Raw genomic sequence first — 23,338 nt, forward strand, 5'->3', positions numbered from 1 at the left:
TCTGTAGCAGCTGCCGAAGGCTGCGTTCGGCTGCGAAGCAATCGTAAAATCAGAAACTGTGGTGTATCAGACAGACCTCATTAGCCGGACTCACGACTGCTGCGCAGCCGAACGCAGCCTTCGGCAGCTGCTACAAGGCGCGCGCTGCAGTTTAGCTTGCCGGTATCAGGGCTTGCTCTTCGCCACTGGTTCAGGACGCCAGGCTCTTGCGAAAACGCATCAGCGCAATGGTAAAAAACAGCAGGCCGATGGCGCTCAATGCCAGTAAGTCCGGCCAGACCACGCCGATGCCCGCGTCGCGAAACAATATCGCGGCGCTGAGGCTGACGAAGTGCGTGGAAGGCGAGCCCTGCATCACCCATTGCAGCCATTGCGGCATGCTGTCGAGCGGGGTGCTGCCGCCAGAGAGCAGCAACATCGGAATAATCACCGGAATCGCCAACAAACCGAACTGCGGTGTCGAGCGGGCGAGGGTCGCGAGGAATATCCCCAGCGCCGTGCTGGCGAACAGATAAACCGCCGTCACCAGCAAAAACAAGGTCAAGGAGCCGGCCAGCGGCACGCCGAGCGCACCTTTGACGATCACTTCAAGTGATACCCAGGTGCACAGCACCACCACCAGCATATTGCTCCAGATTTTAGCCAGCATGATCTCCAGTGCTGTCAGCGGCAGCACCAGCAAATGGTCGAGGGTGCCGTGTTCACGCTCACGCAGCAGTGCTGTGCCGGTCAGGATGATGGCGAGGATGGTGATGTTGTTGACGATCTGAATGACCGCCAGGAACCAGCCACCTTCCAGGTTGGTATTGAACAAGGCTCGCGTCGTTAACAGCACGGGGGATTTGTTCGCCGCATCGTCCTGGCCACTGTAGGTCAGCAGCTCGCGCTGGAAAATCCGTCCAATGTAGCCCGCGCCCATGAATGCCTGGCTCATGGCCGTGGCATCGACGTTGACTTGCAGCGCCGGCTGGCGGGCGGCTAACAGATCCGCCTGAAAATTTGCCGGAACATTGATCACGAAGGTGTATCGGCCGCTGTCCAGCACTTCGTCCATTTGTTCATAAGGCAGCGACACCGGCGGCTGGAATTCCGGTGGTTGCAGGGCTTGGGCCAATTGCCGTGACAGGTGACTGTGATCTTCATCGACCATGGCCACACTGGCGTTGTGCACGCCGATCACGGAGCCCGCGGCCGGCATGTAGATTGCCACCGTAAAGGCGTAGAACAGAAACAACAGCAACACACTGTCGTGTCGCAGGCTCGTGAGTTCCTTGAGGCCAAGACGCAGGATGTGCGCAAGCTTGTGCATCAGACCTCCTGCTTTTTCAGCATGGCCAGGCTAAGCCCGGTGAACACGAGAAAAAACCCGAACAATGCCAGGCATTGAGGCCACAACTGGCGGATATCCAGCGCCTTGGTAAAGGTGCCGACGGCGATATCGAGGAAGTAGCCCGCCGGAAACAGCATCCCCATGACTGCCGCCGCGCCGTCAAGGGAGGAGCGCGGCACGATCAAGCCGGAAAACTGAATGGTCGGCAGGCTGGTGATGATCATGGTGCCCAAAATGGCGGCAATCTGGGTTCTGGTGAATGCCGAGATCAACAGACCCATGCTGGTGGTTGCCAGCACATAGAGTAGCCCGCCGAAGGCCAGGGTCAGTGCGCTGCCCTTGAAGGGCACGCCGAACAGCCAGCGATTCATGGCCGCCAGGACGGCGAGGTTGATCAGGCTGATTGCCAGATACGGCGCCTGTTTACCTAACAGGAATTCCAGGCGGGTCAGCGGTGTCGCGTAGAAGTTGGTGATCGAGCCCAATTCCTTCTCCCGCACGATACCCAGCGCGGTCAGCATGGCGGGGATGAACGCCAGGATCAGCGCCATCACCCCGGGGCCGATGGCGTTGACGCTGATGACGTCCTGGTTGTAGCGGAAGCGGGTTTCCAATGCGGCCGCTGCTGGCCGCTTTAATGCGGAGCTGGACTGCTCGGCCAATTGCTCCAGGTTGGCCAGGTGGACCGCTTCCACATAATTGCGGCTGGTTTCGGCGCGAAACGGCATGCCGCCATCGAGCCAGGCCGCCACCACGGGTTGACGACCGGCGAACAGGTCTCGGCCGAACCCGGGCGGGATCTCCAGCGCCAGTTTGATTTCCGAGCGTTGCAGGCGTCGATGCAACTGCTCCGCATCGTTGATGGGAGGATGCTCATCGAAGTAGCGGGAGCCACGGAAGGCCTCCAGATAAGCCCGGCTTTGCGGGGTCTGGTCCTGGTCGTAAACCGCGAAGGCGAGTTCTTCCACATCCAGGGAAATGCCGTAGCCGAAGATCACCATCATGAGGATCGCCCCGAGCAAGGCGAAGGCCATGCGTACTTTATCGCGCAACAGTTCCTTGCTTTCACGGCTCGCCAGTGCCCGCAACCGTCCAAAACTGAAGCGACGGTCTATCGGTGTGGTCAGTGCGAGCGTGGCGTCGACGGGCGCTGTCGGCGTTGCGATGGGGCCCTGCGCCTGTTCCAGGCAGGTGACGAACGCTGCCTCCAGTGTCTGGCCCTTGAACCGCTGTTGCAGGGCTGCCGGGGTGTCGCAGGCCAATACCTTGCCGGCGTGCATCAACGAGATGCGGTCGCAGCGTTGGGCTTCGTTCATGAAATGGGTGGACAGGAAGATCGTCACGCCCTGTTCGCGGGACAGTTCGATCAGCAGCCGCCAGAAATCGTCCCGGGCCGCCGGATCGACACCGGAAGTCGGTTCGTCGAGGATCAGCACTTCCGGGCGATGCAGCACCGCCACCGCCAGGGATAACCGTTGACGCAGGCCAAGCGGCAACGCACCGGACGGCTGATGAGCGACGCTGCCCAGGTTGAAACGCTGGATCAGCTCATTGATGCGCGGCGCGCTATCGACCTTGGGCAAATCGAACAGTCGCGCGTGCAAGTCCAGGTTCTGTCGCACGCTCAGTTCGCCGTACAAAGAGAAACTCTGGGACATGAAACCAACGCGTTTGCGGGTGGCCAGATCCTTGGCGTTCACCGGATTGCCCAGCAGCGTGGCACTGCCTTCGCTGGCGGGAATCAGCCCGGTGAGCACTTTCATGGTGGTGGTTTTGCCGCAGCCATTGGAGCCCAGAAACCCGAAGATCTCGCCGCGGCCGATGGCGAAGCTGACCTTGTCCACAGCCGTGAAATCGCCGAAGCGCAGGGTCAGGTCGTGGGCTTCGATGGCGATGTCGGTGGTGGCATTGACTTGAGGAGGGATTACCAGCGGCTGGTTGTCATGGACGGTGTCGCCCTGAAAATGGGTGAAGGCCGCATCGAGTTTGCCGCCAGGAGTGACCGCCTCCAGTTCGCGGGTCAAACCGGCGGCGATCAGCTTGCCGCCATCAAGCATCAGGCAGTGTTCGAACTGCTCGGCCTCCTCCATGTAGGCGGTGGCGACCAATAGCGTCAGTTGCGGGCGTTGGCGCCGAACGTCATCAATCAACTCCCAGAAACGCCGTCGGGACAAGGGATCGACGCCAGTGGTCGGTTCATCGAGGATCAACAGGTCCGGTTCATGGATCAACGCACAACAGAGGCCGAGCTTCTGTTTCATCCCGCCCGATAGTTTGCCGGCCGGGCGCTCGGCAAATCGCAGTAGATCAGTGACCAACAGCAGGTTATGCATGCGCTGATCACACTCGGTCCCGGACAGCCCGAACAGTGTGGCGAAAAAGTGAATGTTCTCGCTGATCGACAACTCGGGATACAGGTTGCCACCCAGGCCCTGAGGCATGAACGCGATACGCGAGTAGAGGCTGTTGCGGTGGCGACGGTCCTGGATCGAGCCACCAAGTACTTCCAGTTGGCCGTCTTGTAATGTCTTCACGCCGGCGATCAATCCCAGCAAGCTGGATTTACCGGCGCCATCCGGACCAATCAAACCGCACCGGGTGCCGGCGGGCAGGCTGAATGAGATGTCGCTCAGCGCATTCTGTTGGCCGTAATGGTGCTGAAGGCCAGTGGCATGCAGCGCCAGGCCGGTCATTGAAGGTTGGCCGGCCAGTCAATGGGAGCGGTGCGCACGTAGCCGTTACCGGGCATCCCCGGTTTGGCCTGGGGCACGGCGCTGGGTTGGGTCAGACGTAGCTTGACTCGAAACACCAGTTTCTGACGCTCGTCGCGGGTCTCGACTTCTTTGGGGGTGAACTGTGATTTGGCCGCCACGAAGCTGATTTTCGCCGGCAACGGCTGACCGGGCAGGGCGTCCAGCAAGATCCGGGCTTCATCGCCGACCGCCAGGCGTCCGGCTACGGATGCCGCAAGATAAAGGTTCATGTATTGGTCGTTCGGGTCAATCAGCAGCAGTACCCGCCCACCGGCACCGAGCACTTCACCGGGCTCGGCGGTGCGAAGCTGAATGACCCCATCGATGGGGGCCCGTAGGCTGCAATCGTCAATTTCGCTGGTTAACTGAGCGACTTGTGCCTGTGCCGCACCAATGGCTGCGCCAACGGCAGACACCTGAGCGCGGGCGGCGGTGACAGCCGCATTGCCGGTGTCGAAGCGTGACTGCTGCTGATCAATGATCTGGCCACTGGCGAAACCGCGCTTGAACAATTCCTGGGAGCGTTTGAGTTCTTGATGGGCAAGCAGTTGCTCACTCTGGCGCAGTTGCAGATTGGCCTGAGCGGCCGAAAGGTTTTCCCGGGCGCGTATCACTTCAGCTTCAGCCTGCTTGCGCTGGGCTTCAAGGGTGCGGGTGTCCATGCGGGCCAACAGTTGACCTTTGGTGACTTTGTCGCCTTCGTCCACCCAAACTTCAGCCAGCCGGCCGGGTGTCTTGCTGGCGATCTGCACTTCAGTGGCTTCGAGCCGACCATTGCCGACATACAACCCTTCGGGCAGTCGGTTAAGCGTCGACTTCCAGTAACCGAATCCCCCAGCGGCCAATAGCAAAGCCCCCAGTAAAAAAACGAAGAAAAGCGAAGAGCGGCTGTGGGTCGACATGTAGGCATCCTGCATCTGTAGCGCCGTAGTCTGACAGGCAAGCGCCTGAGCGACTTGATGTCCGTCAACTGAGGGTCAAACCTGACCGATGGGTAAGGTAAACCAAAGCACAACGGTCCTGCTTCATTTAGCGCAGGCCAAGCACCGCCGTCCATTGCTCAGCGGTGACGGGCATCACCGACAGCCGCGAGCCTTTTTGTACCAATGGCATCTCGGCCAGCGCGGTTTGCTGCTTCAGATAATCGAGCCTCAGCACCTTGGGGAACGTCTCGACGTGAGCAACATCGATCGCGCTCCAGGCGTTTTTCTCGGCAGTGGCCTTGGGATCGAAATAATGACTTTCAGCTTCCAGTGCCGTTGGGTCCGGATACGCCGCCTCGACAATCTTGCCGATCCCGGCAATCCCAGGCTCGGGGCAGCTGGAGTGATAGAAGAAAAACTCGTCACCCACCGCCATGGCCCGCAGGAAGTTACGTGCCTGATAGTTGCGAACCCCGTCCCAGCGCGCTCGGCCTAGCTTCTCCAGGTCATGGATCGAGAGTTCATCGGGCTCGGATTTCATCAGCCAATAGGCCATGGTTTTGCTCCTTGCGAGGTGAGTGGGCAAGTGGTCGGTCAATTTTATGACAAACCGACGGTCGGTTGACGCCAGTGTTTGCGTGCCGGTTCACGTTGTCGCAAAATGCCGGCCTTCTAAGCTTGACGCTGCTGCACGGCCTACACCTACAACGGAACCGCTGCTGTCATCGTGTTGATATGCCTTTGGGGGGCAATCGATGAAACGCAAACCGGATTTACTATGGATTTTGGTTGTTCTATTTGGCCTTGGTGTCGTGACCACCGGCTATGCCCAAAGCCTGTGGAACAATAAACCCGATGCTCCGGTCGAGATCGCGCAGCAACAGCCGTCGGCCTTCAAGCGCTGAACCTGTCTTGATGGACGCCGCTGATACCAGTGGCGTCTAGTCCGCGAAATACCACGCCTTGTCCGTGACCGTTCCTTGCAACGGCACATCCCAGCTCGCCTGAGCCAATCGTTGCACCTTCTGGCATTCATGGGCCAGGCCCAGCAGCGTCGGCTTGCGCCAGTTTTTGCGCCGTGCCAGGTACGCCAGGCTTCGGTCGTAGAAGCCGCCGCCCATTCCCAGGCGTCCGCCGACATCGTCAAAGCCCACCAGCGGCAACAACACCAGATCCAGCGCCCAGACCTTGCGTTGCCGGGCAATGTTGTGCCGTGGTTCGGGAATGCGAAAACGGTTGGGCTTGAGCTTTTCCCCGGGGCGGATCCGCTGGAACACCATTTTGGTTCGCGGCCAGGCACTGAGCACCGGCAGATACGTCGTTTTGCCCCGGCGTTGCGCGGCACGCATCAGCAGGCGCGGATCGATCTCTCCGTCGGTGGGCAGGTACAGGGAAATGTGTTTTGCGCGGCGGAACAGCGGGTGCTGGATCAATTGCTTATACAGCCCGCGAGCGGCCTCGCGCTGCTGACAGGGTGTCAGTGCGCGGCGGGCCTTGCGCAGCATGCGTCGAAGTTGCGGGCGGGGCAGCAGCGCAGGTTCGGTCATGGATTCAGGCTTCAGAAGTGCGAGTACCAAAGCGTACCCGTAAAAAAGCCGATGCCGGTATTTGAACCGGCATCGGACTGGAATAAGGCTCCCCGGATGAACCGCTGTCGACTTAGCCCTTGAACCCGAAAGTTCAAGGTGGAAGATGCAGTAGGCTTTAAGGCTTTCCGTCTAGCGGACATGCACACCAGCCCAACGTGCAACCTCCAGGGTAGTGCGAATCGGCTCAGGGACGTCGTCAACTGGCAAGCACCCCAGGGAGTGATGCGAGTATACCCCAAGCGGTTTCGTGTTTCAGCCCTTGGTGACATCCGGATCGGTCGACAGCGCCAGATCGACGCGGTCCAGCAGGTCGCGAACCTGCTCACGGGTCGAGCTGCTGGCCTGCACATCCGGGCGTTCTTCCTTGTGCAGAAGCTCGTGTGTGATGTTCAGGGCTGCCATCACGGCGATGCGGTCGGCGCCGATGACTTTGCCGCTGCTGCGGATTTCGCGCATCTTGCCGTCCAGGTAACGGGCAGCGCTCACCAGATTGCTGCGCTCTTCCTGGGGGCAAATGATCGAATATTCTTTGTCGAGGATCTGCACGGTTACGCTATTGCTTGAACTCATGAGTCTTGCTCCAGGGCCTTGAGGCGCGAAATCATCGATTCGACCTTACGCCGGGCGATTTCATTTTTTTCAATGAGGTGCGCGCGTTCCTCGCGCCAACTCTTTTCCTGAGCTAATAGGAGTCCGTTCTGACTCTTTAGTTGCTCGACTCGAGTAATCAGCAATTCGAGTCTGGCCATCAGCGCTTGCAGGTCGGTGTCTTCCATTGTGTCCACTGGTTGTGTCTGATGCGTGATAGCTGGCGGACAGCCTTTAATAGTCTTGGCGAGTCTGTCGATGTAGGATACAAGGCCTTCATTCTAGACATAGCGCCGTCTGGCGCCTAGCTGCCCATGCCCATTCAGAATTCTCCGTACCAAGCCTTCGCCACCCTGCTGAGCACCAGCGGCCATCCCGTCTCGCCTGCCGAACTGCACGGCCTGTTGCTCGGTCGCAGTTGCGCCGGTGCCGGCTTTGAAGCCGACAGCTGGTTGGCCGACGCCGCCGAGCTGCTCGAAGGCGAGCCACAAGACAACGTTCGCAACGCCTTGATCGGGCTGCAAGAGATGGTCAAGGGCGAGCTGACCAGCGACGACATGACCGTTGTTCTGCTGCTGCCGACCGACGACGCGCCACTCACCGAGCGTGCGGCCGCGCTGGGCCAGTGGTGCCAGGGCTTTCTCGCCGGCTTTGGCTTGACCCGCCGCGAATACGCGTTGAGCGAAGAAGCTAAAGAAGTGTTGCAAGACCTGGCGGCGATTTCTCAGGTCCAGGATGCTCTGGAAGAGTCCGACGACGGCGAAAGCGATTACATGGAAGTGATGGAGTACCTGCGCGTCGCTCCTTTGCTGCTTTTTACCGAAACCAGGAAAACCGACAAAGCGGCTGCCAAACCGTCGTTGCATTAATCGCGTGCCAGGGAAAGCCATCTGCCCATGATTCATATCCCGAAATCGGAATACAGCCGTCGCCGCAAGGCGCTGATGGCGCAGATGGAACCCAACAGCATCGCCATCCTGCCCGCCGCCGCGGTGGCCATCCGCAACCGTGACGTCGAGCACGTCTACCGTCAGGACAGCGACTTCCAGTACCTCAGCGGTTTCCCCGAGCCTCAAGCCGTCATCGTGTTGATGCCCGGCCGTGAGCACGGCGAATACGTGCTGTTTTGCCGGGAACGTAATGCCGAACGGGAATTGTGGGATGGCCTGCGTGCCGGCCAGGAAGGCGCGATCCGTGATTTCGGCGCCGACGACGCGTTTCCCATCACCGACATCGACGACATCCTGCCGGGCCTGATCGAAGGCCGCGACCGGGTGTACTCGGCCATGGGCAGCAACCCGGAATTCGATCGGCACCTGATGGACTGGATCAACGTGATCCGCTCTAAAGCGCACCTCGGCGCCCAGCCGCCGAACGAATACGTTGCCCTGGATCATCTGCTTCACGACATGCGCCTGTATAAATCGGCGGCGGAAGTGAAGGTGATGCGTGAAGCCGCACGGATTTCCGCCCAGGCCCATATTCGTGCGATGCAGGCCAGCCGTGCCGGTTTGCATGAGTTCAGCCTCGAAGCCGAGCTCGATTACGAGTTTCGCAAGGGCGGGGCAAAGATGCCGGCTTACGGGTCGATCGTCGCCGCCGGGCGCAACAGCTGCATCCTGCATTACCAGCAGAATGATGCGGTGCTCAAGGACGGCGATCTGGTGCTGATCGATGCCGGTTGCGAGATCGACTGTTACGCCAGCGACATCACTCGCACGTGGCCGGTCAACGGCAAGTATTCACCGGAGCAGAAAGCGATTTACGAGTTGGTGCTGGCTTCCCAGGAAGCGGCGTTTGCCGAAATCGCACCGAACAAACACTGGAATCAGGCGCACGAAGCCACGGTCCGGGTGATTACCGCCGGTCTGGTGAAGTTGGGCCTGTTGCAGGGCGACGTCGACGAGTTGATCGCCAGCGAAGCCTATAAAGCGTTTTACATGCACCGCGCCGGCCACTGGCTGGGCATGGATGTGCACGACGTTGGCGAGTACAAGGTCGGTGGTGAATGGCGTGTGCTGGAAGTCGGCATGGCGCTGACAGTCGAACCGGGCATTTACATTGCGCCGGACAACCAGAACGTGGCGAAGAAATGGCGCGGCATTGGCGTACGCATCGAGGACGACGTGGTGGTCACTAAAACCGGTTGTGAAATCCTGACGAACGGCGTGCCGAAAACGGTCGCCGACATCGAGGCCTTGATGGCCGCCGCACGGGCACACGCGACATGAGTCGAGTCAATCTGGCAATCATCGGCGGTGGCCTGGTCGGCGCCAGTCTGGCGTTGGCATTGCAGGCCGGGGCCAAGGCCCGTGGCTGGAAGATCGTGCTGATCGAACCGTTTGCCCCCGGCGACAACTATCAACCGAGTTATGACGCCCGCTCTTCGGCGTTGTCCTTTGGTGCCCGGCAGATTTATCAACGGTTGGGCGTATGGCAGGAAATCTCCCGCCGCGCCGAGCCGATCAAACAGATTCATGTCTCCGACCGTGGACGTTTCTCCACCGCGCGGCTGTCGGCGATGGAAGAGGGCGTTCCGGCGCTGGGTTATGTGGTGGAAAACGCCTGGCTTGGCCAATGCCTCTGGCACAGTCTGGACAAGGACGTGATCAGTTGGCGTTGCCCGGCGGAGGTCACCGCCATGGAACCGCTGACCGACGGCTATCGCCTGGCGCTCAATGATGAAACCCTGGTGGAATGCGACCTTGCGGTACTCGCCGATGGCGGCCGTTCCGGCTTGCGTGAGCAACTGGGGATCGGCATCAAGAAACGCCCCTACAACCAGAGCGCGCTGATCGCCAACATCACCCCCAGCGAAGCGCACAACGGCATGGCCTTCGAACGTTTCACCGATGATGGGCCGATGGCCTTGCTGCCGTTGCCGGACAACCGTTGCGCGCTGGTCTGGACCCGTCTGGGCATGGACGCGCAACGGCTGGCAGCCCTTGATGACCGCAGTTTTCTCACTGAACTACAGGGCATCTTCGGTTATCGCCTCGGCACACTGAAACAGGTCGGTGCACGGCATTTGTATCCGTTGTCGCTGATCGAAGCCGAGGAACAGGTCCGCCCGCATCTGGCAATCCTCGGCAACGCCGCCCACAGCCTGCATCCGATTGCCGGGCAAGGGTTCAACCTGTCGTTGCGCGATGCCCAGGCGCTGGCCGACAGTTTGTTGGGCAGCGAGACATCGCCCGGTGATTTCGCCACCTTGCAGGCCTACCGCGAGCGTCAACGCATGGACCAGAACCTGACCGTGGGCTTCTCCGATCAGGTCACCCGGTTATTCGGCAGCACTCAGCCGCTGGTTTCCCTGGGTCGCAACATCGGGCTGCTTGGCCTCGATCTGCTGCCGCCGGCCAAACGCTGGTTCGCCCGCCAAGCCATGGGCCTGGGTACGCGTCCCGATGACTAAGCGAAAGCCGGGCAGGGGGCACCTGCAAGTCGTTATTCACGACGGCGCGAGCTCTTGGGTGATGCGAGTCGAAAAAAAACTTTATGTGCGGCTCAAGCCGCAAGCGAGACAGGTTTAAGCATGGAAATGCGCGCAGATCTGCTGATTGTCGGGGCTGGAATGGTCGGCAGTGCCTTGGCGCTGGCGTTACAAAACAGTGGGCTGGAGGTCCTGCTGCTGGACGGCAGCCCCCTGAGCGTCAAACCCTTCGATGAACAGGCGCCGTTCGAACCGCGGGTGAGCGCCTTGTCGGCGGCCAGCCAGCGAATACTCGAACACTTGGGCGTTTGGGATGGCATCGTCAGCCGGCGCAGCAGTCCTTATACAGACATGCACGTCTGGGATGGCAGCGGCACCGGGCAGATCCACTTCTCGGCGACCAGCGTGCATGCCGAAGTGCTTGGGCATATCGTCGAGAACCGTGTGGTGCAGGACGCCTTGCTCGATCGACTGCACGATTGCGATCTCGGGTTGCTGGCCAATGCGCGCCTGGAGCAGATGCGTCGCTCCGGTGACGACTGGCTGCTGACCCTGGCCGATGGCCGTACTTTGCGGGCCCCCTTGGTGATCGCGGCGGATGGCGCCAACTCGGCCGTTCGGCGCCTCACCGGTGTGGCGACTCGCGAATGGGACTACATGCACCACGCGATCGTAACCAGCGTGCGCAGCTCAAAACCTCATCAAATGACCGCCTGGCAACGATTCACCGACAACGGCCCGCTGGCGTTTCTGCCGCTGGAGCGGGACGGTCAACAGGATTGGTGCTCGATCGTCTGGTCGACCACGCCGAGCGAAGCCGAACGCCTGATGGCACTGGATGACGAAGGCTTCTGCAAGGCGCTGGAGCGGGCCTTTGAAGGCTGCCTCGGCACCGTGCTGCGCGTCGACCCGCGTTTGTGTGTGCCGCTGCGTCAGCGTCATGCCAAGCGTTACGTGGCTGAAGGCCTGGCACTGATCGGCGATGCGGCCCACACCATCCATCCGCTGGCCGGGCAAGGCGTGAACCTTGGTTTTCTCGATGCCGCGGTGCTGGCCGAAGTGCTGCTGCAAGCGGTCGCGCGCGGTGAGCGGTTGGCGGACGTGAAAGTACTCAGTCGCTACGAGCGTCGGCGCATGCCCCACAACCTGGCGTTGATGGCCGCGATGGAAGGGCTCGAGCGATTGTTCCAGGCCGATCCGTTGCCGGTGCGCTGGTTGCGCAATACCGGGTTGAAGATGGTCGATCAAATGCCCGAGGCCAAGGCATTGTTCGTGCGAGAAGCGCTTGGGTTGATCGGGGATCTGCCGGCACTTGCCAAGGCCTGACAGGGATGGCCTTGTGGCGAGGGGGCTTGCCCCCGTTGGGCTGCGAAGCAGTCCCGGCATTTATCCCAGACAAAGTTTGCTATCCGGTCTGCGACCGCTACGCGGCCGAACGGGGGCAAGCCCCCTCGCCACATTTGTCTTTCATTCGGCTGTGCAACATCCGGTAACGCCTCCACCCACTGTCCGATTGAGATGCGAAATGTGAGTCCTTATCATTTGCTCTCACTCCCCCATTCGAGAGACCACTCCCATGTTGGCACCCAAGCGTCTACTGACCGCCCTGGCCCTGACCCTGATTGGCAGCACCGCCGCCCAGGCCGCCGACGAGGTGGTGGTTTACTCCTCGCGTATCGATGAGTTGATCAAACCGGTCTTCGATATGTACACCCAGAAAACCGGCGTGCAGGTGAAATTCATCACCGACAAGGAAGCGCCGCTGATGCAGCGGATCAAGGCCGAGGGCGAAAATGCCACTGCCGACCTGCTGCTGACCGTCGATGCCGGCAACCTCTGGCAGGCCGAGCAAATGGGCATCCTCCAGCCGTTCACTTCCAAGGTGATCGACGCCAACATCCCGTCGCAATACCGCGCATCCTCCCATGCCTGGACCGGCCTCAGCCTGCGGGCACGGACCATCGCCTATTCCACCGACCGGGTAAAACCCGGTGAACTGACCACCTACGAAGCGCTGGCGGACAAACAATGGGAAGGTCGTCTGTGCCTGCGCACGGCGAAGAAGGTCTACAACCAGTCTCTGACGGCCACCATGATCGAAGTCCATGGCGCCGAGAAAACCGAGAAAATCCTCAAGGGCTGGGTCAACAACCTGTCCACCGACGTGTTCTCCGATGACGTTGCCGTGCTGGAGGCGATCAACGCCGGCCAGTGCGATGTCGGCATCGTCAACACTTACTACTATGGCCGTCTGCACCAACAGAAGCCGGACCTGCCGGTGAAACTGTTCTGGCCGAATCAGGGCGACCGCGGCGTGCACGTCAACCTGTCGGGCATCGGCCTGACCAAACACGCTCCACACCCAGAAGCCGCCAAGGCGCTGGTGGAGTGGATGACCACGCCTGAAGCACAGAAGATTTTCGCTGACGTGAACCAGGAATTCCCGGCCAACCCTGCCGTTGAGCCTTCAGCTGAAGTCGCGAGCTGGGGTAAGTTCAAGGCTGACACCTTGCCGGTGGAAATCGCCGGTAAACGTCAGGCTGAAGCGATCCGGATGATGGATCGGGCTGGCTGGAACTGAGTCTGTCGATATACTGCGCCACAGAATGAAGTCGGCGACGTCCCTGCCGGCCTGATCGTTCCCGCGCTCTGCGTGGGAATGCATCCACCGACGCTCCGCGTCGAAGCGTGACGCAGAGCGTCACAAGATGTGTGCCCACGCAGAGCGTGGGCACAATCATTTAAACGAGAGTTTTCCTTGGCCCACCCCGCCCAACGCCGCTGGTATCCCCTGGTCTTCGCCATTGCTGCGCTGGTGCTGCTGCCCCTGAGCGTTCTGCTTTTTTCCTGGCAAATCATTGATCAGCAGATCTGGTCCCACCTGTGGGACACGCAAATGCCGCGGTTGCTGGGCAATACCCTGACGTTAGTACTCGGCGTCGGCTTTGGCGTAACGCTGCTGGGCGTCAGCCTGGCCTGGCTCACAAGCCTCTGCGAATTCCCCGGTCGGCGTTGGCTGGACTGGGCGCTGATGTTGCCCTTTGCGATTCCCGCTTATGTGCTGGCATTCGTCTTCGTCGGCCTGCTGGATTTCGCCGGCCCCGTGCAAACCTTGCTGCGCGAATGGTTTGGCAGCGGTTTGAGGCTACCGCGAGTGCGCTCCACCGGCGGAGTGATTCTGGTGCTGGTGCTGGTTTTCTATCCGTATGTTTACCTGTTGGCGCGTAGCGCATTCCTGGCTCAAGGCAAAGGCTTGATGGAAGCAGCGCGAGTCCTTGGGCAATCCCCTTGGCAGGCGTTCTGGCGAGTGGCATTGCCGATGGCGCGTCCGGCCATCGGCGCGGGCGTGGCGTTGGCGCTGATGGAAACCCTGGCGGATTTCGGTGCTGTGTCGGTGTTCAACTTCGATACGTTCACCACCGCTATCTACAAGACCTGGTACGGCTTCTTCAGCCTCTCCACCGCCGCGCAACTGGCCAGCCTGTTGCTGTTGGTGGTGATGGTCGTGCTGTATGGCGAGCGCCGTGCCCGCGGAGCCAACCGGGCGAGCAACGAACGGCCACGGGTCAAGGCGTTGTATCACCTGAGCGGGTTCAAGGCGCTGGCGGCCATGAGCTGGTGCGCTCTGGTGTTCGCCTGCGCCTTCGTCATTCCCGTGCTGCAACTGATGGTGTGGTTCTGGCAACGCGGGCGCTTCGATCTGGATGAGCGTTATGCCGGATTGATCCTCCATACCCTGTACCTGGGCGGCATGGCCGCAGTGATCACCGTCAGTGTCGCTCTGGTACTGGCCTTTGCCCGTCGATTGGCGCCGACTCGGGCGATCCGCTCCGGCATCAGTCTGGCCAACCTTGGCTACGCCTTGCCGGGCTCGGTGCTGGCGGTGTCGATCATGCTGGCGTTCAGTTACCTGGATCGCGAACTGGTGGTCCCGTTGTCTGGCTGGCTTGGCGGCGCGGGCAAACCGCTGCTGCTGGGCAGTCTGTCGGCGTTGTTGCTGGCCTATCTGGTGCGCTTCATCGCGGTGGCCTATGGGCCGCTTGAAAGCAGCCTGGCGCGAATACGGCCCTCTTTGCCCGAAGCAGCACGTAGCCTTGGCGTCAGTGGGCCACGACTGTTTTTCAAAGTGTATCTGCCGCTGCTGCTGCCGGGCACATTGAGTGCGGCGTTGCTGGTGTTCGTCGACGTGCTCAAGGAAATGCCCGCAACCCTGCTGATGCGCCCGTTTGGCTGGGACACGCTGGCGGTGCGGATCTTTGAAATGACCAGCGAGGGCGAGTGGGCGAGGGCCTCGTTGCCGGCATTGACCCTGGTGTTGGTCGGGCTGTTACCGGTCATCGGATTGATCCGACGTTCGGCGCATCGAAACGCGTAGGTGTCAGTCCTACACCTTGCGGCTACAATGCGCGGCATTCGGTGCGGTCCGTCCTCGGATCGGGTTGCTGAAATCGGCTGAAAGCCTTTTATTTCAAGGCATTTATCCCGTACAGCGCCTGCCCGCACCTTCGCCACGCCCGGAAGGAGAAACCCATGGGACAGCGTACGCCTCTGTATGACCTTCATCTCGCCCTCGGCGCGAAGATGGTCGATTTTGGCGGTTGGGACATGCCCTTGCATTACGGCTCGCAGGTCGAGGAACACCATCAGGTGCGCCGCGATTGCGGGGTTTTCGATGTATCCCACATGACCGTGATCGATGTCGACGGCCCCCAGGCCAAGGCCTGGCTGCAGTATTTACTGGCCAATGACGTCGAACGTCTGCACAGCCCCGGCCGTGCCTTGTACAGCGCCATGCTCAACGAGCACGGTGGCATCGTCGACGACATGATCGTCTACCGTCTCCAGGACGGTTATCGCCTGGTGGTCAACGCCTCCACCCGCAATCAGGATCTGGCCTGGATGCAGGCGCATCTCGACGACTTCGATGTACGGCTCAACGAGCGCTCCGAACTGGCGATGCTGGCCATTCAAGGGCCTCACGCCCGGCACAAGATTGCCGAACTGGTGACTCAGTCCCGCGGCACGCTGATTGAGAAGCTCAAATATTTCGAAGGCCAGACCGACGGTGACTGGTTCATCGCGCGCACCGGTTACACCGGTGAGGATGGTCTGGAAATCCTGCTGCCAGCCGATCAGGCCCCGGGCTTCTTCAACGATCTGGTGGGCGCGGGTATTTCCCCGATCGGCCTCGGAGCACGAGATACCTTGCGCGTCGAAGCCGGCATGAACCTCTACGGGCAAGACATCCATCAAGAGGTTTCGCCATTGGCCTCCAACATGGCCTGGAGCATTGCCTGGGAACCGGACACGCGCCAGTTCATTGGCCGCACTGCCCTGGAAGCCGAACAGGCCAATGGCGTACAGCACAAACTGGTGGGGCTGGTCCTGGAAGAACGTGGTGTTTTGCGGGCCCATCAAGTGGTTCGCATCGCTGATGTTGGCGAAGGGGAGATCACCAGTGGTAGTTTCTCTCCTACGCTTAGCAAGTCGATTGCACTGGCGCGCGTACCGGCGGCCACCGCCGACCGCGCTGAAGTGGAAATCCGTGGCAAGTGGTACCCGGTTCGAGTGGTCAAACCGACCTTCGTACGCCACGGCAAAACCTTGATCTAACTTTTTTGGCGGCAATGACCGCTGACATTTTTCTTGAGGACACAAAACATGAGCGAAATCCCAGTCGACCTGCGTTTTGCCGAAAGTCACGAATGGGCCCGTCTAGACCATGATGGCGGCGTGAAAGTGGGTATTTCAGACCATGCTCAAGAAGCCTTGGGTGATGTCGTGTTCGTCGAGCTGCCGGAAATCGGCAAAGTGTTCGAGGCCGGTGAATCTGCGGGTGTCGTCGAGTCAGTCAAGGCTGCGTCCGATATTTACTCGCCGGTTTCCGGCACCGTCATTGCCGTCAACGAAGAGTTGGCCAACAACCCGGAACTGGTCAACAGCGCGCCTTATGACAGCTGGTTCTTCAAACTCGAACCAACCGATACCTCCGAGCTGAACAACTTGCTGGACCCGGCGGCCTACAAGGTCGCCATCGGCGAGTAATGCTCGCCCCGTAGGAGCTGCCGAAGGCTGCGATCTTTTGATCTTGTATTCTTAAAATCAAAGATCAAAAGATCGCAGCCTTCGGCAGCTCCTACATCGTTTACCGACTCCTTCTTCAATGGCTCCCCGACAGCGACTGCTATGCTGGTTTGACCGCATTGCATCGACGCCGAGCGCCAGTCAAGAGAGAGCCCGTCATGTCCCAGTTGCCGTCCTTGAGCCAGTTACGCGACCCTAATACCTTCCTGCGCCGCCACTTGGGCCCCGATGCCGCCGAGCAGCAGGCGATGCTCGACAGCCTCGGTCTTGGCAGCCGGATCGAACTGATCGAGCAGACGGTGCCGCCGGGAATCCGCCTCAACCGGCCGCTGGACTTGCCGCCGGCCCTCGACGAACAAGCCGCGCTGGCCAGGTTGCGGGGTTACGCCGAGCAGAACCAGGTCTGGACCAGCCTGATTGGCATGGGATACCACGGGACCCTCACGCCGGCCGTCATCCTGCGCAACGTGCTGGAAAATCCCGGTTGGTACACCGCCTATACCCCCTATCAACCGGAGATCGCTCAAGGCCGGCTCGAAGCGTTGCTGAATTTCCAGCAGTTGACCATCGACCTGACCGGCCTGGAACTGGCCAACGCCTCGCTGCTGGATGAGGCCACGGCGGCAGCCGAGGCCATGGCATTGGCCAAGCGCGTGGCCAAATCCCGAAGCAACCTGTTTTTTGTCGATGAGAACTGCCACCCGCAGACCATTTCCGTGGTGCGGACCCGGGCCGAAGGGTTCGGTTTCGAGCTGATCGTCGACGCTGTGGATAACTTGCCACAGCACCAAGTGTTCGGCGCGTTGCTGCAATACCCCGACACCCACGGTGAAGTGCGCGATCTGCGTCCATTGATCGATCAATTGCATGCCCAACAAGCTCTGGCTTGCGTGGCGACCGATCTGCTAAGCCTGTTATTGCTGACCCCACCGGGGGAGTTGGGCGCCGACGTGGTGTTCGGTTCATCCCAGCGATTTGGCGTGCCTATGGGATACGGCGGCCCTCATGCGGCGTTTTTTGCCAGCCGCGACGAATACAAACGGGCGATTCCCGGGCGGATCATCGGTGTGTCGAAAGATGCTCGCGGCAATGTCGCCCTGCGCATGGCCCTGCAAACCCGCGAGCAACATATCCGCCGGGAGAAGGCCAACTCCAACATCTGCACCGCCCAGGTGCTGCTGGCCAATATCGCCAGTTTCTACGCGGTCTACCATGGACCGGAAGGGCTTAAACGGATTGCCCAACGTGTCCATCGGCTGACCTGCATCCTCGCCGCTGGCCTGGAGCGTCACGGAATTACTCGTCTCAACCAGAATTTCTTCGACACCTTGACCCTGGAGGTCGGTGGCACTCAGACGGCGATCATCGAAAGCGCTCAGACGGCGCAGATCAATTTGCGCATTCTCGGCCGCGGGCACCTGGGCCTGAGCCTCGACGAAACCTGCGATGAAAGCACCGTGGCGAAGCTGTTCGATGTGTTTCTCGGTGCCGATCATGGGCTCAACGTCGACGACCTGGACGCTGAAACGCTGGCATCCGGTATTCCTGCCGGGTTGCAGCGCAGTACGCCTTATCTGCGTCATCCGGTGTTCAACGCTCATCACAGCGAAACCGAAATGCTGCGTTACCTCAAGCAGCTGGAAAACAAAGACCTGGCGCTCAATCAATCGATGATTCCGCTGGGCTCTTGCACCATGAAGCTCAATGCCACCAGCGAGATGATCCCCATCACCTGGCCACAGTTCGCCAACCTGCATCCGTTTGTGCCGAAAGAGCAGGTGGTGGGTTATTCCTTGATGATCGAGGAACTGGAGCGCTGGCTTTGCGCAATCACCGGTTTCGATGCGATCTGCATGCAACCCAACTCGGGTGCCCAGGGCGAGTACGCCGGGTTACTGGCGATTCGCAAATATCACGAGAGCCGCCATCAGGGCGCGCGGGATGTTTGCCTGATCCCGGCTTCGGCCCACGGCACCAACCCGGCCTCGGCGCAAATGGCCGGGATGCGCGTGGTGATCGTCGAGTGCGATGAGGCGGGTAATGTCGATCTGGATGATCTGAAGGAAAAGGCCACGGCAGCGGGGGATAAACTCGCCTGCCTGATGGCGACTTATCCTTCGACCCATGGGGTTTACGAGGAAGGCATCAGCGAGATCTGTGAAGTTATCCACAGCCATGGCGGTCAGGTGTACATGGATGGTGCCAACCTCAATGCGCAAGTCGGATTGGCGCGGCCGGCAGACATCGGTGCCGACGTGTCGCACATGAACTTGCACAAAACGTTTTGCATTCCCCACGGCGGCGGTGGGCCGGGCATGGGGCCGATCGGTGTTCGCGCGCATTTGGCGCCGTTCGTCGCCAATCACCCGGTAGTGCCCATCGATGGCCCGCTGCCGGCAAACGGCGCGGTGAGCGCGGCCCCTTGGGGCAGTGCGAGCATTTTGCCCATCAGCTGGATGTACATCGCCATGATGGGACCGCAATTGGCGGATGCGAGTGAGGTGGCGATCCTCGCCGCGAATTACCTGGCGCAGCATTTGGCCGGCGCATTTCCAGTGCTCTACACGGGGCGCAACGAGCGAGTGGCCCACGAATGCATCCTCGACTTGCGCCCTCTCAAGGCGCAGACCGGGATCAGTGAAGAGGATGTTGCCAAGCGTCTGATGGACTATGGCTTCCATGCGCCGACCATGTCATTCCCGGTGCCGGGGACGTTAATGGTCGAACCGACCGAGAGTGAATCGAAGGCGGAACTGGACCGTTTTATCGGCGCGATGCTGAGTATTCGCGCGGAAATTACCGAGGTGCAGAACGGCAATTGGCCGGCGGAGGACAACCCGTTGAAACGCTCACCGCATACCTTGGCCGATATCACCGGGGTTTGGGAGCGCCCGTACAGCATCGAGCAGGCGGTGACGCCAGATGCGCACACCAAGGCCCATAAATATTGGCCGGTGGTGAACCGTGTGGACAATGTCTACGGTGACCGCAATCTGTTTTGCGCGTGTGTGCCGGTGGACGAATACCGCTGACAGCGGGAGGCTGATCGTGCCCACGCTCTGCGTGGGAATGCCTCCCGGGACGCTCCGCGTCCCAAGAGCGGACGCAGAGCGTCCATGGCGGTGCTACCACGCGCAGCGTGGGGAGCGATCATTGACAGGGTTTTGTATCGGGCAAAAAAAATGCCGCTCATCCAGAGCGGCATTTTTTGTTCAGCAACGAACCTTATTTCGAAGCGATGGCATTCTTCGCCAGGAGGGCGTTCGCCAGTTCCATGTCCGTGGCTTGCAGGCCAGGGTTATCGGCGCGGACTTTCTGTATCGCAGCTTCCAGGTAGGGGCCGCGGATGGCGCCGTCACTGGCAACAAAGCTGCCGGCGTCGTCCTGGGCGGCGACGACCAGCTTGTGATCCCTGGAGGTCAGGTAAGAGGTGCCGGTGGTGGCACCGGATGTAAGAACGTTACGCCAAAAGCTGTCATCAGCCATCGCCGAACCGACTGGAAGGGACAACACGGCAAAGGTAGCGACAGCAAGTTTGAGACGCATAAAAGGTGACTCCACTGGGTTTTAACTGCGGGCTTTGATTGCCAATTACCCAATCGAGTTCCGTGACGGCTGTCGGAGCTGCCGCAGGCTGCGATCTTTTGTTGTTGTTTTTAAAGCGAAAATCAAAAGATCGCAGCCTGCGGCAGCTCCTACCAGGCATGCAGGCTTGGCAGTTGCTACAAACAAGGAGTGTGTAGCGGTTGAAATGGCCTACTTCTGCTCACTCTGCGGCGTCACCCGCAGTACCTCTTCGATCGTGGTCAGCCCCGCCGCCACTTTCTGTGCCCCTGACAAGCGCAAACTGCGCATGCCTTCCTTGAAGGCCTGACGGCGGACCGCCAGTAAATCGGTATCGGGGTTGATCAGTGCTTTGATGCCGTCCGTCAGCTGCATGATTTCGTACACTCCGGCGCGGCCGCGATAGCCGGTTTCGCGACATTCCAGACAACCGATGGCGCGTTGTGCGTTACCTGGCAGTGGCGCTTGCCAAGGTCGGGTCAGGGTTTGCCAGTCGTCCTCGCCCAAAGTTAATGGCGCCTTGCAATGCGGGCAGAGGGTTCGGACCAGGCGCTGAGCCATGACTCCGAGTACCGTGGCCTTGATCAAATAGTGCGGCACGCCGAGTTCCAGCAGGCGGCTGATGGCGCTCGGGGCGTCGTTGGTGTGCAATGTCGACAGCACCAAATGGCCGGTGAGTGCGGCCTGAATCGCCATTTCGGCGGTTTCGAGATCGCGGATTTCGCCGATCATGATGATGTCCGGGTCTTGGCGCATCAGTGCGCGCACGCCGGCGGCAAAGGTCAGCTCGATGTTGTGCTGGACCTGCATCTGATTGAACGCTGGCTCGACCATTTCGATCGGGTCTTCAATGGTGCAGAGGTTCACCTCTGGCGTCGCCAGTTTCTTCAGGGTGGTGTACAGCGTGGTGGTCTTGCCCGAACCGGTCGGCCCGGTTACCAGAATGATGCCATTGGGCTGGCGAGTCATGTCCTGCCAGCGGCGCAAGTCATCGGCGGAAAAACCCAGCTGATCGAAATCCTTGAGCAGCACTTCCGGGTCAAAGATCCGCATGACCATTTTTTCGCCGAACGCGGTCGGTAATGTCGACAGGCGCAATTCGACTTCGCCGCCATCCGGGGTTTTGGTTTTGACCCGGCCGTCCTGGGGTTTGCGCTTTTCTGCGACGTTCATCCGCCCCAGGCTTTTCAGGCGGCTGACGATGGCCATGGTCACCTGCGGGGGGAATTGATAGACGTTGTGCAGCACGCCGTCGATGCGAAAGCGCACCGTGCCTTGCTCGCGCCGGGGTTCGATGTGGATATCGCTGGCCCGTTGCTGGAACGCGTACTGGAACAGCCAGTCGACGATGTTGACGATGTGCGCATCGTTGGCGTCCGGCTCCTGGTCGCTGGCGCCGAGGTTGAGCAACTGTTCGAAGTTGCCCAGGGTGCTGTTTTGCTGATCCGCGTTGGTGGCGCCCGTGACCGATTTGGCCAGCCGGAAAAACTCCACGCTGAAACGCTGGATGTCCACCGGGTTGGCGACTACGCGTTTGATCGGCAGCTTCAGCACGTGGGTCAGGTCGGCTTCCCAGCTGCTGACGAAGGGCTGGGCGCTGGCGACGGTAACGGCGTCGCGGTCGATGGACACCGCCAGAATCTTGTGGCGTTGGGCGAAGGCATAGGACATCAGCGGCGTGATGGCCGCGACGTTGATTTTCAGCGGGTCGATGCGCAAGTAAGGCTGGCCGGCCCGCTGAGACAGCCAGAGTGTCAGGCTTTCCAGATCGAGGTGTTTGCCGGGACGGCTGAGGTCGTCCAGGTGTTGGCTGGCGATGAATTCCAGCGGGTGCTGTTGACCATTTATGGCATGACGGCGGCGGGCGTTGAGCGCGTGCTCGGCCGAATCCTGACTGATAAAACCTTGGGCGACCAATTCACGCAGCAAATCATTAAGGTCCAGCCAGCGGTCCTGAGTGGCGAGTTGAACGGACATGCGGGCTCCTTTTGAACAACCGTTCGCAAAGGATAGTCGCGCACCCGCAGACCGTTGGGCCACTACCCGACCAAGGCATGTCGTTTCTTTTCAGCCTGTCGCCTGAGCCGGCTCTACCCACGCAGAATCAACCACTTGCAGGTTCACCGAGCAGACGCTGATCAGGTTACGTAATTTTTCCGCAATCACTTGAGCCCGGTGCCCGCTCAGGCCGTCCATGACGATGTCGACCGACAGCAGATCGTCCATGCGCTGCACGTTGACTTGCTGAGGTGTAAGAAACTGCAGGGCGAACAGGTTAAGCGCCCGACACAGCAGGTCCGGCTCGGCCTCGGCCAGTAATTGATAGTGAACGCGGCAATGGGCGTTGTTGACGTTCCAGACATCGGCGCGGGCAGGCAAGGTGGTCACGGCTTCTAAATGCGGCATGGTCGAGCTCCAAAATCACTGGAGGAATTTTTACATTCGGTGCCGGGCATTTCTTATCTATGATTGGGCGCATTGGGGATCTATCGAATCGATCAATTCGTATTCATATCATTTACAGGTTTTTCTATGCACAGCGAGCTGGATAACTACGACCGCAAGATTCTCGCGTTGCTGCAAGAGGACGCTTCGCTCTCCAGTGCGCAGATCGCCGAACAGGTGGGGCTCTCGCAGTCGCCGTGCTGGCGGCGGATCCAGCGGATGAAGGAAGAGGGGATCATTCGCGCTCAGGTGACGTTGCTTGACCGCAAGAAAATCGGCCTGAACACGCAGATCTTCGCCGAGATCAAACTCAACGCCCACGGACGTTCGAACTTCACTGAGTTCACCGAGGCGATTCGCGGTTTTCCCGAGGTGCTGGAATGTTATGTGCTGATGGGGTCGGTGGATTTCTTGCTGCGGATCGTCACGGCAGACATCGAGGCTTATGAGCGCTTCTTCTTCGAGAAGCTGTCGATGGTGCCGGGGATTCAGGAGGTCAACTCGATCGTGGCGTTATCGGAGATCAAGTCCACGACGAGTTTGCCGGTGTTGCGCTGAGGATGTTCGAAGGCTTTTGTGGCGAGGGGGCTTGCCCCCGTTGGAGGCCGAAGGACTCCCAAAACCAGCCA

Annotated in this window: 21 protein-coding genes, 1 other RNA gene and 1 pseudogene; 12 read left to right on the forward strand and 11 right to left on the reverse strand. The window is 60.2% G+C overall.

The window, feature by feature from the left end:
- Positions 1-190: 190 nt before the first annotated feature.
- The 4 genes from FHW68_RS13550 to FHW68_RS13565 all read right to left on the reverse strand — a co-directional run bounded on the left by FHW68_RS13550 (position 191) and on the right by FHW68_RS13565 (position 5,562).
- Entirely contained in the window at positions 191-1,309 is a 1,119-nt protein-coding gene (locus tag FHW68_RS13550; protein WP_095633150.1) for an ABC transporter permease, read from the reverse strand.
- A complete protein-coding gene (gene rbbA, locus FHW68_RS13555) occupies positions 1,309-4,023 on the reverse strand; it encodes a ribosome-associated ATPase/putative transporter RbbA (protein ID WP_183680769.1) in 2,715 nt (904 codons plus the stop codon). Before rbbA ends, FHW68_RS13550 begins: the two co-directional genes overlap by 1 nt.
- A complete protein-coding gene (locus FHW68_RS13560; RefSeq protein WP_095633272.1) occupies positions 4,020-4,985 on the reverse strand; it encodes an HlyD family secretion protein in 966 nt (321 codons plus the stop codon). The genes rbbA and FHW68_RS13560 overlap by 4 nt, the downstream gene beginning before the upstream one ends.
- A gap of 127 nt (positions 4,986-5,112) precedes the next feature.
- Positions 5,113-5,562: an EVE domain-containing protein gene (locus tag FHW68_RS13565; RefSeq protein ID WP_183680771.1), complete on the reverse strand. Its 450-nt coding sequence runs from the start codon at positions 5,560-5,562 to the stop codon at positions 5,113-5,115.
- 199 nt (positions 5,563-5,761) lie between these two features.
- Between FHW68_RS13565 and FHW68_RS13570 the strand changes: the two genes are divergently transcribed.
- The gene (locus tag FHW68_RS13570) at positions 5,762-5,911 is read left to right on the forward strand and encodes a hypothetical protein (protein WP_095633153.1); all 150 of its coding nucleotides are present in this window, start codon (positions 5,762-5,764) and stop codon (positions 5,909-5,911) included.
- A 36-nt stretch (positions 5,912-5,947) separates the two neighbouring features.
- On the opposite strand, the gene FHW68_RS13575 is transcribed toward FHW68_RS13570, so the two are convergent.
- From FHW68_RS13575 to FHW68_RS13590, 4 genes are all read right to left on the reverse strand, one after another.
- The gene (locus FHW68_RS13575; RefSeq protein WP_095633154.1) at positions 5,948-6,553 is read right to left on the reverse strand and encodes a 5-formyltetrahydrofolate cyclo-ligase; all 606 of its coding nucleotides are present in this window, start codon (positions 6,551-6,553) and stop codon (positions 5,948-5,950) included.
- A gap of 85 nt (positions 6,554-6,638) precedes the next feature.
- Positions 6,639-6,817, reverse strand: a non-coding RNA gene (gene ssrS / locus FHW68_RS13580) — 6S RNA.
- Between the two features lie 30 nt (positions 6,818-6,847).
- Complete coding sequence (locus FHW68_RS13585; protein WP_095633155.1) at positions 6,848-7,165, reverse strand: cell division protein ZapA; 318 nt, start codon at positions 7,163-7,165, stop codon at positions 6,848-6,850.
- A complete protein-coding gene (locus FHW68_RS13590) occupies positions 7,162-7,371 on the reverse strand; it encodes a TIGR02449 family protein (RefSeq protein WP_007899405.1) in 210 nt (69 codons plus the stop codon). The genes FHW68_RS13585 and FHW68_RS13590 overlap by 4 nt, the downstream gene beginning before the upstream one ends.
- Before the next feature lie 126 nt (positions 7,372-7,497).
- Between FHW68_RS13590 and FHW68_RS13595 the strand changes: the two genes are divergently transcribed.
- From FHW68_RS13595 to gcvP, 10 genes and pseudogenes are all read left to right on the forward strand, one after another.
- Positions 7,498-8,052 carry a YecA family protein gene (locus FHW68_RS13595; RefSeq protein WP_095633156.1) on the forward strand — a complete coding sequence of 185 codons (555 nt, stop codon included), beginning with the start codon at positions 7,498-7,500 and terminating at the stop codon, positions 8,050-8,052.
- A 27-nt stretch (positions 8,053-8,079) separates the two neighbouring features.
- A complete protein-coding gene (gene pepP, locus FHW68_RS13600; protein WP_183680773.1) occupies positions 8,080-9,414 on the forward strand; it encodes a Xaa-Pro aminopeptidase in 1,335 nt (444 codons plus the stop codon).
- On the forward strand, positions 9,411-10,598 hold the full coding sequence (gene ubiH, locus FHW68_RS13605) for a 2-octaprenyl-6-methoxyphenyl hydroxylase (RefSeq protein WP_183680775.1): 1,188 nt from the start codon (positions 9,411-9,413) through the stop codon (positions 10,596-10,598). Before pepP ends, ubiH begins: the two co-directional genes overlap by 4 nt.
- A gap of 22 nt (positions 10,599-10,620) precedes the next feature.
- A pseudogene (locus FHW68_RS27290) lies at positions 10,621-10,716 on the forward strand (tetrameric acyl-CoA thioesterase); the annotation flags it as partial.
- An 8-nt stretch (positions 10,717-10,724) separates the two neighbouring features.
- Positions 10,725-11,942, forward strand: coding sequence for a 2-octaprenyl-3-methyl-6-methoxy-1,4-benzoquinol hydroxylase (locus FHW68_RS13610; RefSeq protein WP_183680985.1), 1,218 nt, complete (start codon positions 10,725-10,727; stop codon positions 11,940-11,942).
- Positions 11,943-12,192: 250 nt separating this feature from the next.
- On the forward strand, positions 12,193-13,197 hold the full coding sequence (locus FHW68_RS13615; RefSeq protein ID WP_183680778.1) for an extracellular solute-binding protein: 1,005 nt from the start codon (positions 12,193-12,195) through the stop codon (positions 13,195-13,197).
- Positions 13,198-13,374: 177 nt separating this feature from the next.
- Complete coding sequence (locus FHW68_RS13620; protein WP_095633161.1) at positions 13,375-14,991, forward strand: iron ABC transporter permease; 1,617 nt, start codon at positions 13,375-13,377, stop codon at positions 14,989-14,991.
- A gap of 155 nt (positions 14,992-15,146) precedes the next feature.
- Positions 15,147-16,229: a glycine cleavage system aminomethyltransferase GcvT gene (gene gcvT / locus FHW68_RS13625; RefSeq protein ID WP_183680780.1), complete on the forward strand. Its 1,083-nt coding sequence runs from the start codon at positions 15,147-15,149 to the stop codon at positions 16,227-16,229.
- Positions 16,230-16,277: 48 nt separating this feature from the next.
- Complete coding sequence (gene gcvH, locus FHW68_RS13630) at positions 16,278-16,661, forward strand: glycine cleavage system protein GcvH (RefSeq protein ID WP_095633163.1); 384 nt, start codon at positions 16,278-16,280, stop codon at positions 16,659-16,661.
- 197 nt (positions 16,662-16,858) lie between these two features.
- On the forward strand, positions 16,859-19,732 hold the full coding sequence (gene gcvP, locus FHW68_RS13635) for an aminomethyl-transferring glycine dehydrogenase (protein WP_183680795.1): 2,874 nt from the start codon (positions 16,859-16,861) through the stop codon (positions 19,730-19,732).
- 193 nt (positions 19,733-19,925) lie between these two features.
- On the opposite strand, the gene FHW68_RS13640 is transcribed toward gcvP, so the two are convergent.
- The 3 genes from FHW68_RS13640 to FHW68_RS13650 all read right to left on the reverse strand — a co-directional run bounded on the left by FHW68_RS13640 (position 19,926) and on the right by FHW68_RS13650 (position 22,670).
- Complete coding sequence (locus tag FHW68_RS13640) at positions 19,926-20,246, reverse strand: DUF2388 domain-containing protein (RefSeq protein WP_095633165.1); 321 nt, start codon at positions 20,244-20,246, stop codon at positions 19,926-19,928.
- A gap of 210 nt (positions 20,247-20,456) precedes the next feature.
- The gene (locus FHW68_RS13645) at positions 20,457-22,241 is read right to left on the reverse strand and encodes a GspE/PulE family protein (RefSeq protein ID WP_095633166.1); all 1,785 of its coding nucleotides are present in this window, start codon (positions 22,239-22,241) and stop codon (positions 20,457-20,459) included.
- A 90-nt stretch (positions 22,242-22,331) separates the two neighbouring features.
- A complete protein-coding gene (locus FHW68_RS13650; protein ID WP_183680797.1) occupies positions 22,332-22,670 on the reverse strand; it encodes a hypothetical protein in 339 nt (112 codons plus the stop codon).
- A gap of 126 nt (positions 22,671-22,796) precedes the next feature.
- On the opposite strand from FHW68_RS13650, the gene FHW68_RS13655 reads away from it, so the two are divergent.
- Positions 22,797-23,267, forward strand: a complete 471-nt coding sequence (locus tag FHW68_RS13655) for an Lrp/AsnC family transcriptional regulator (protein ID WP_183680799.1) — start codon at positions 22,797-22,799, stop codon at positions 23,265-23,267.
- Positions 23,268-23,338: the final 71 nt, after the last annotated feature.

Source organism: Pseudomonas sp. Tn43 (assembly GCF_014192635.1).
Lineage (GTDB): Bacteria > Pseudomonadota > Gammaproteobacteria > Pseudomonadales > Pseudomonadaceae > Aquipseudomonas.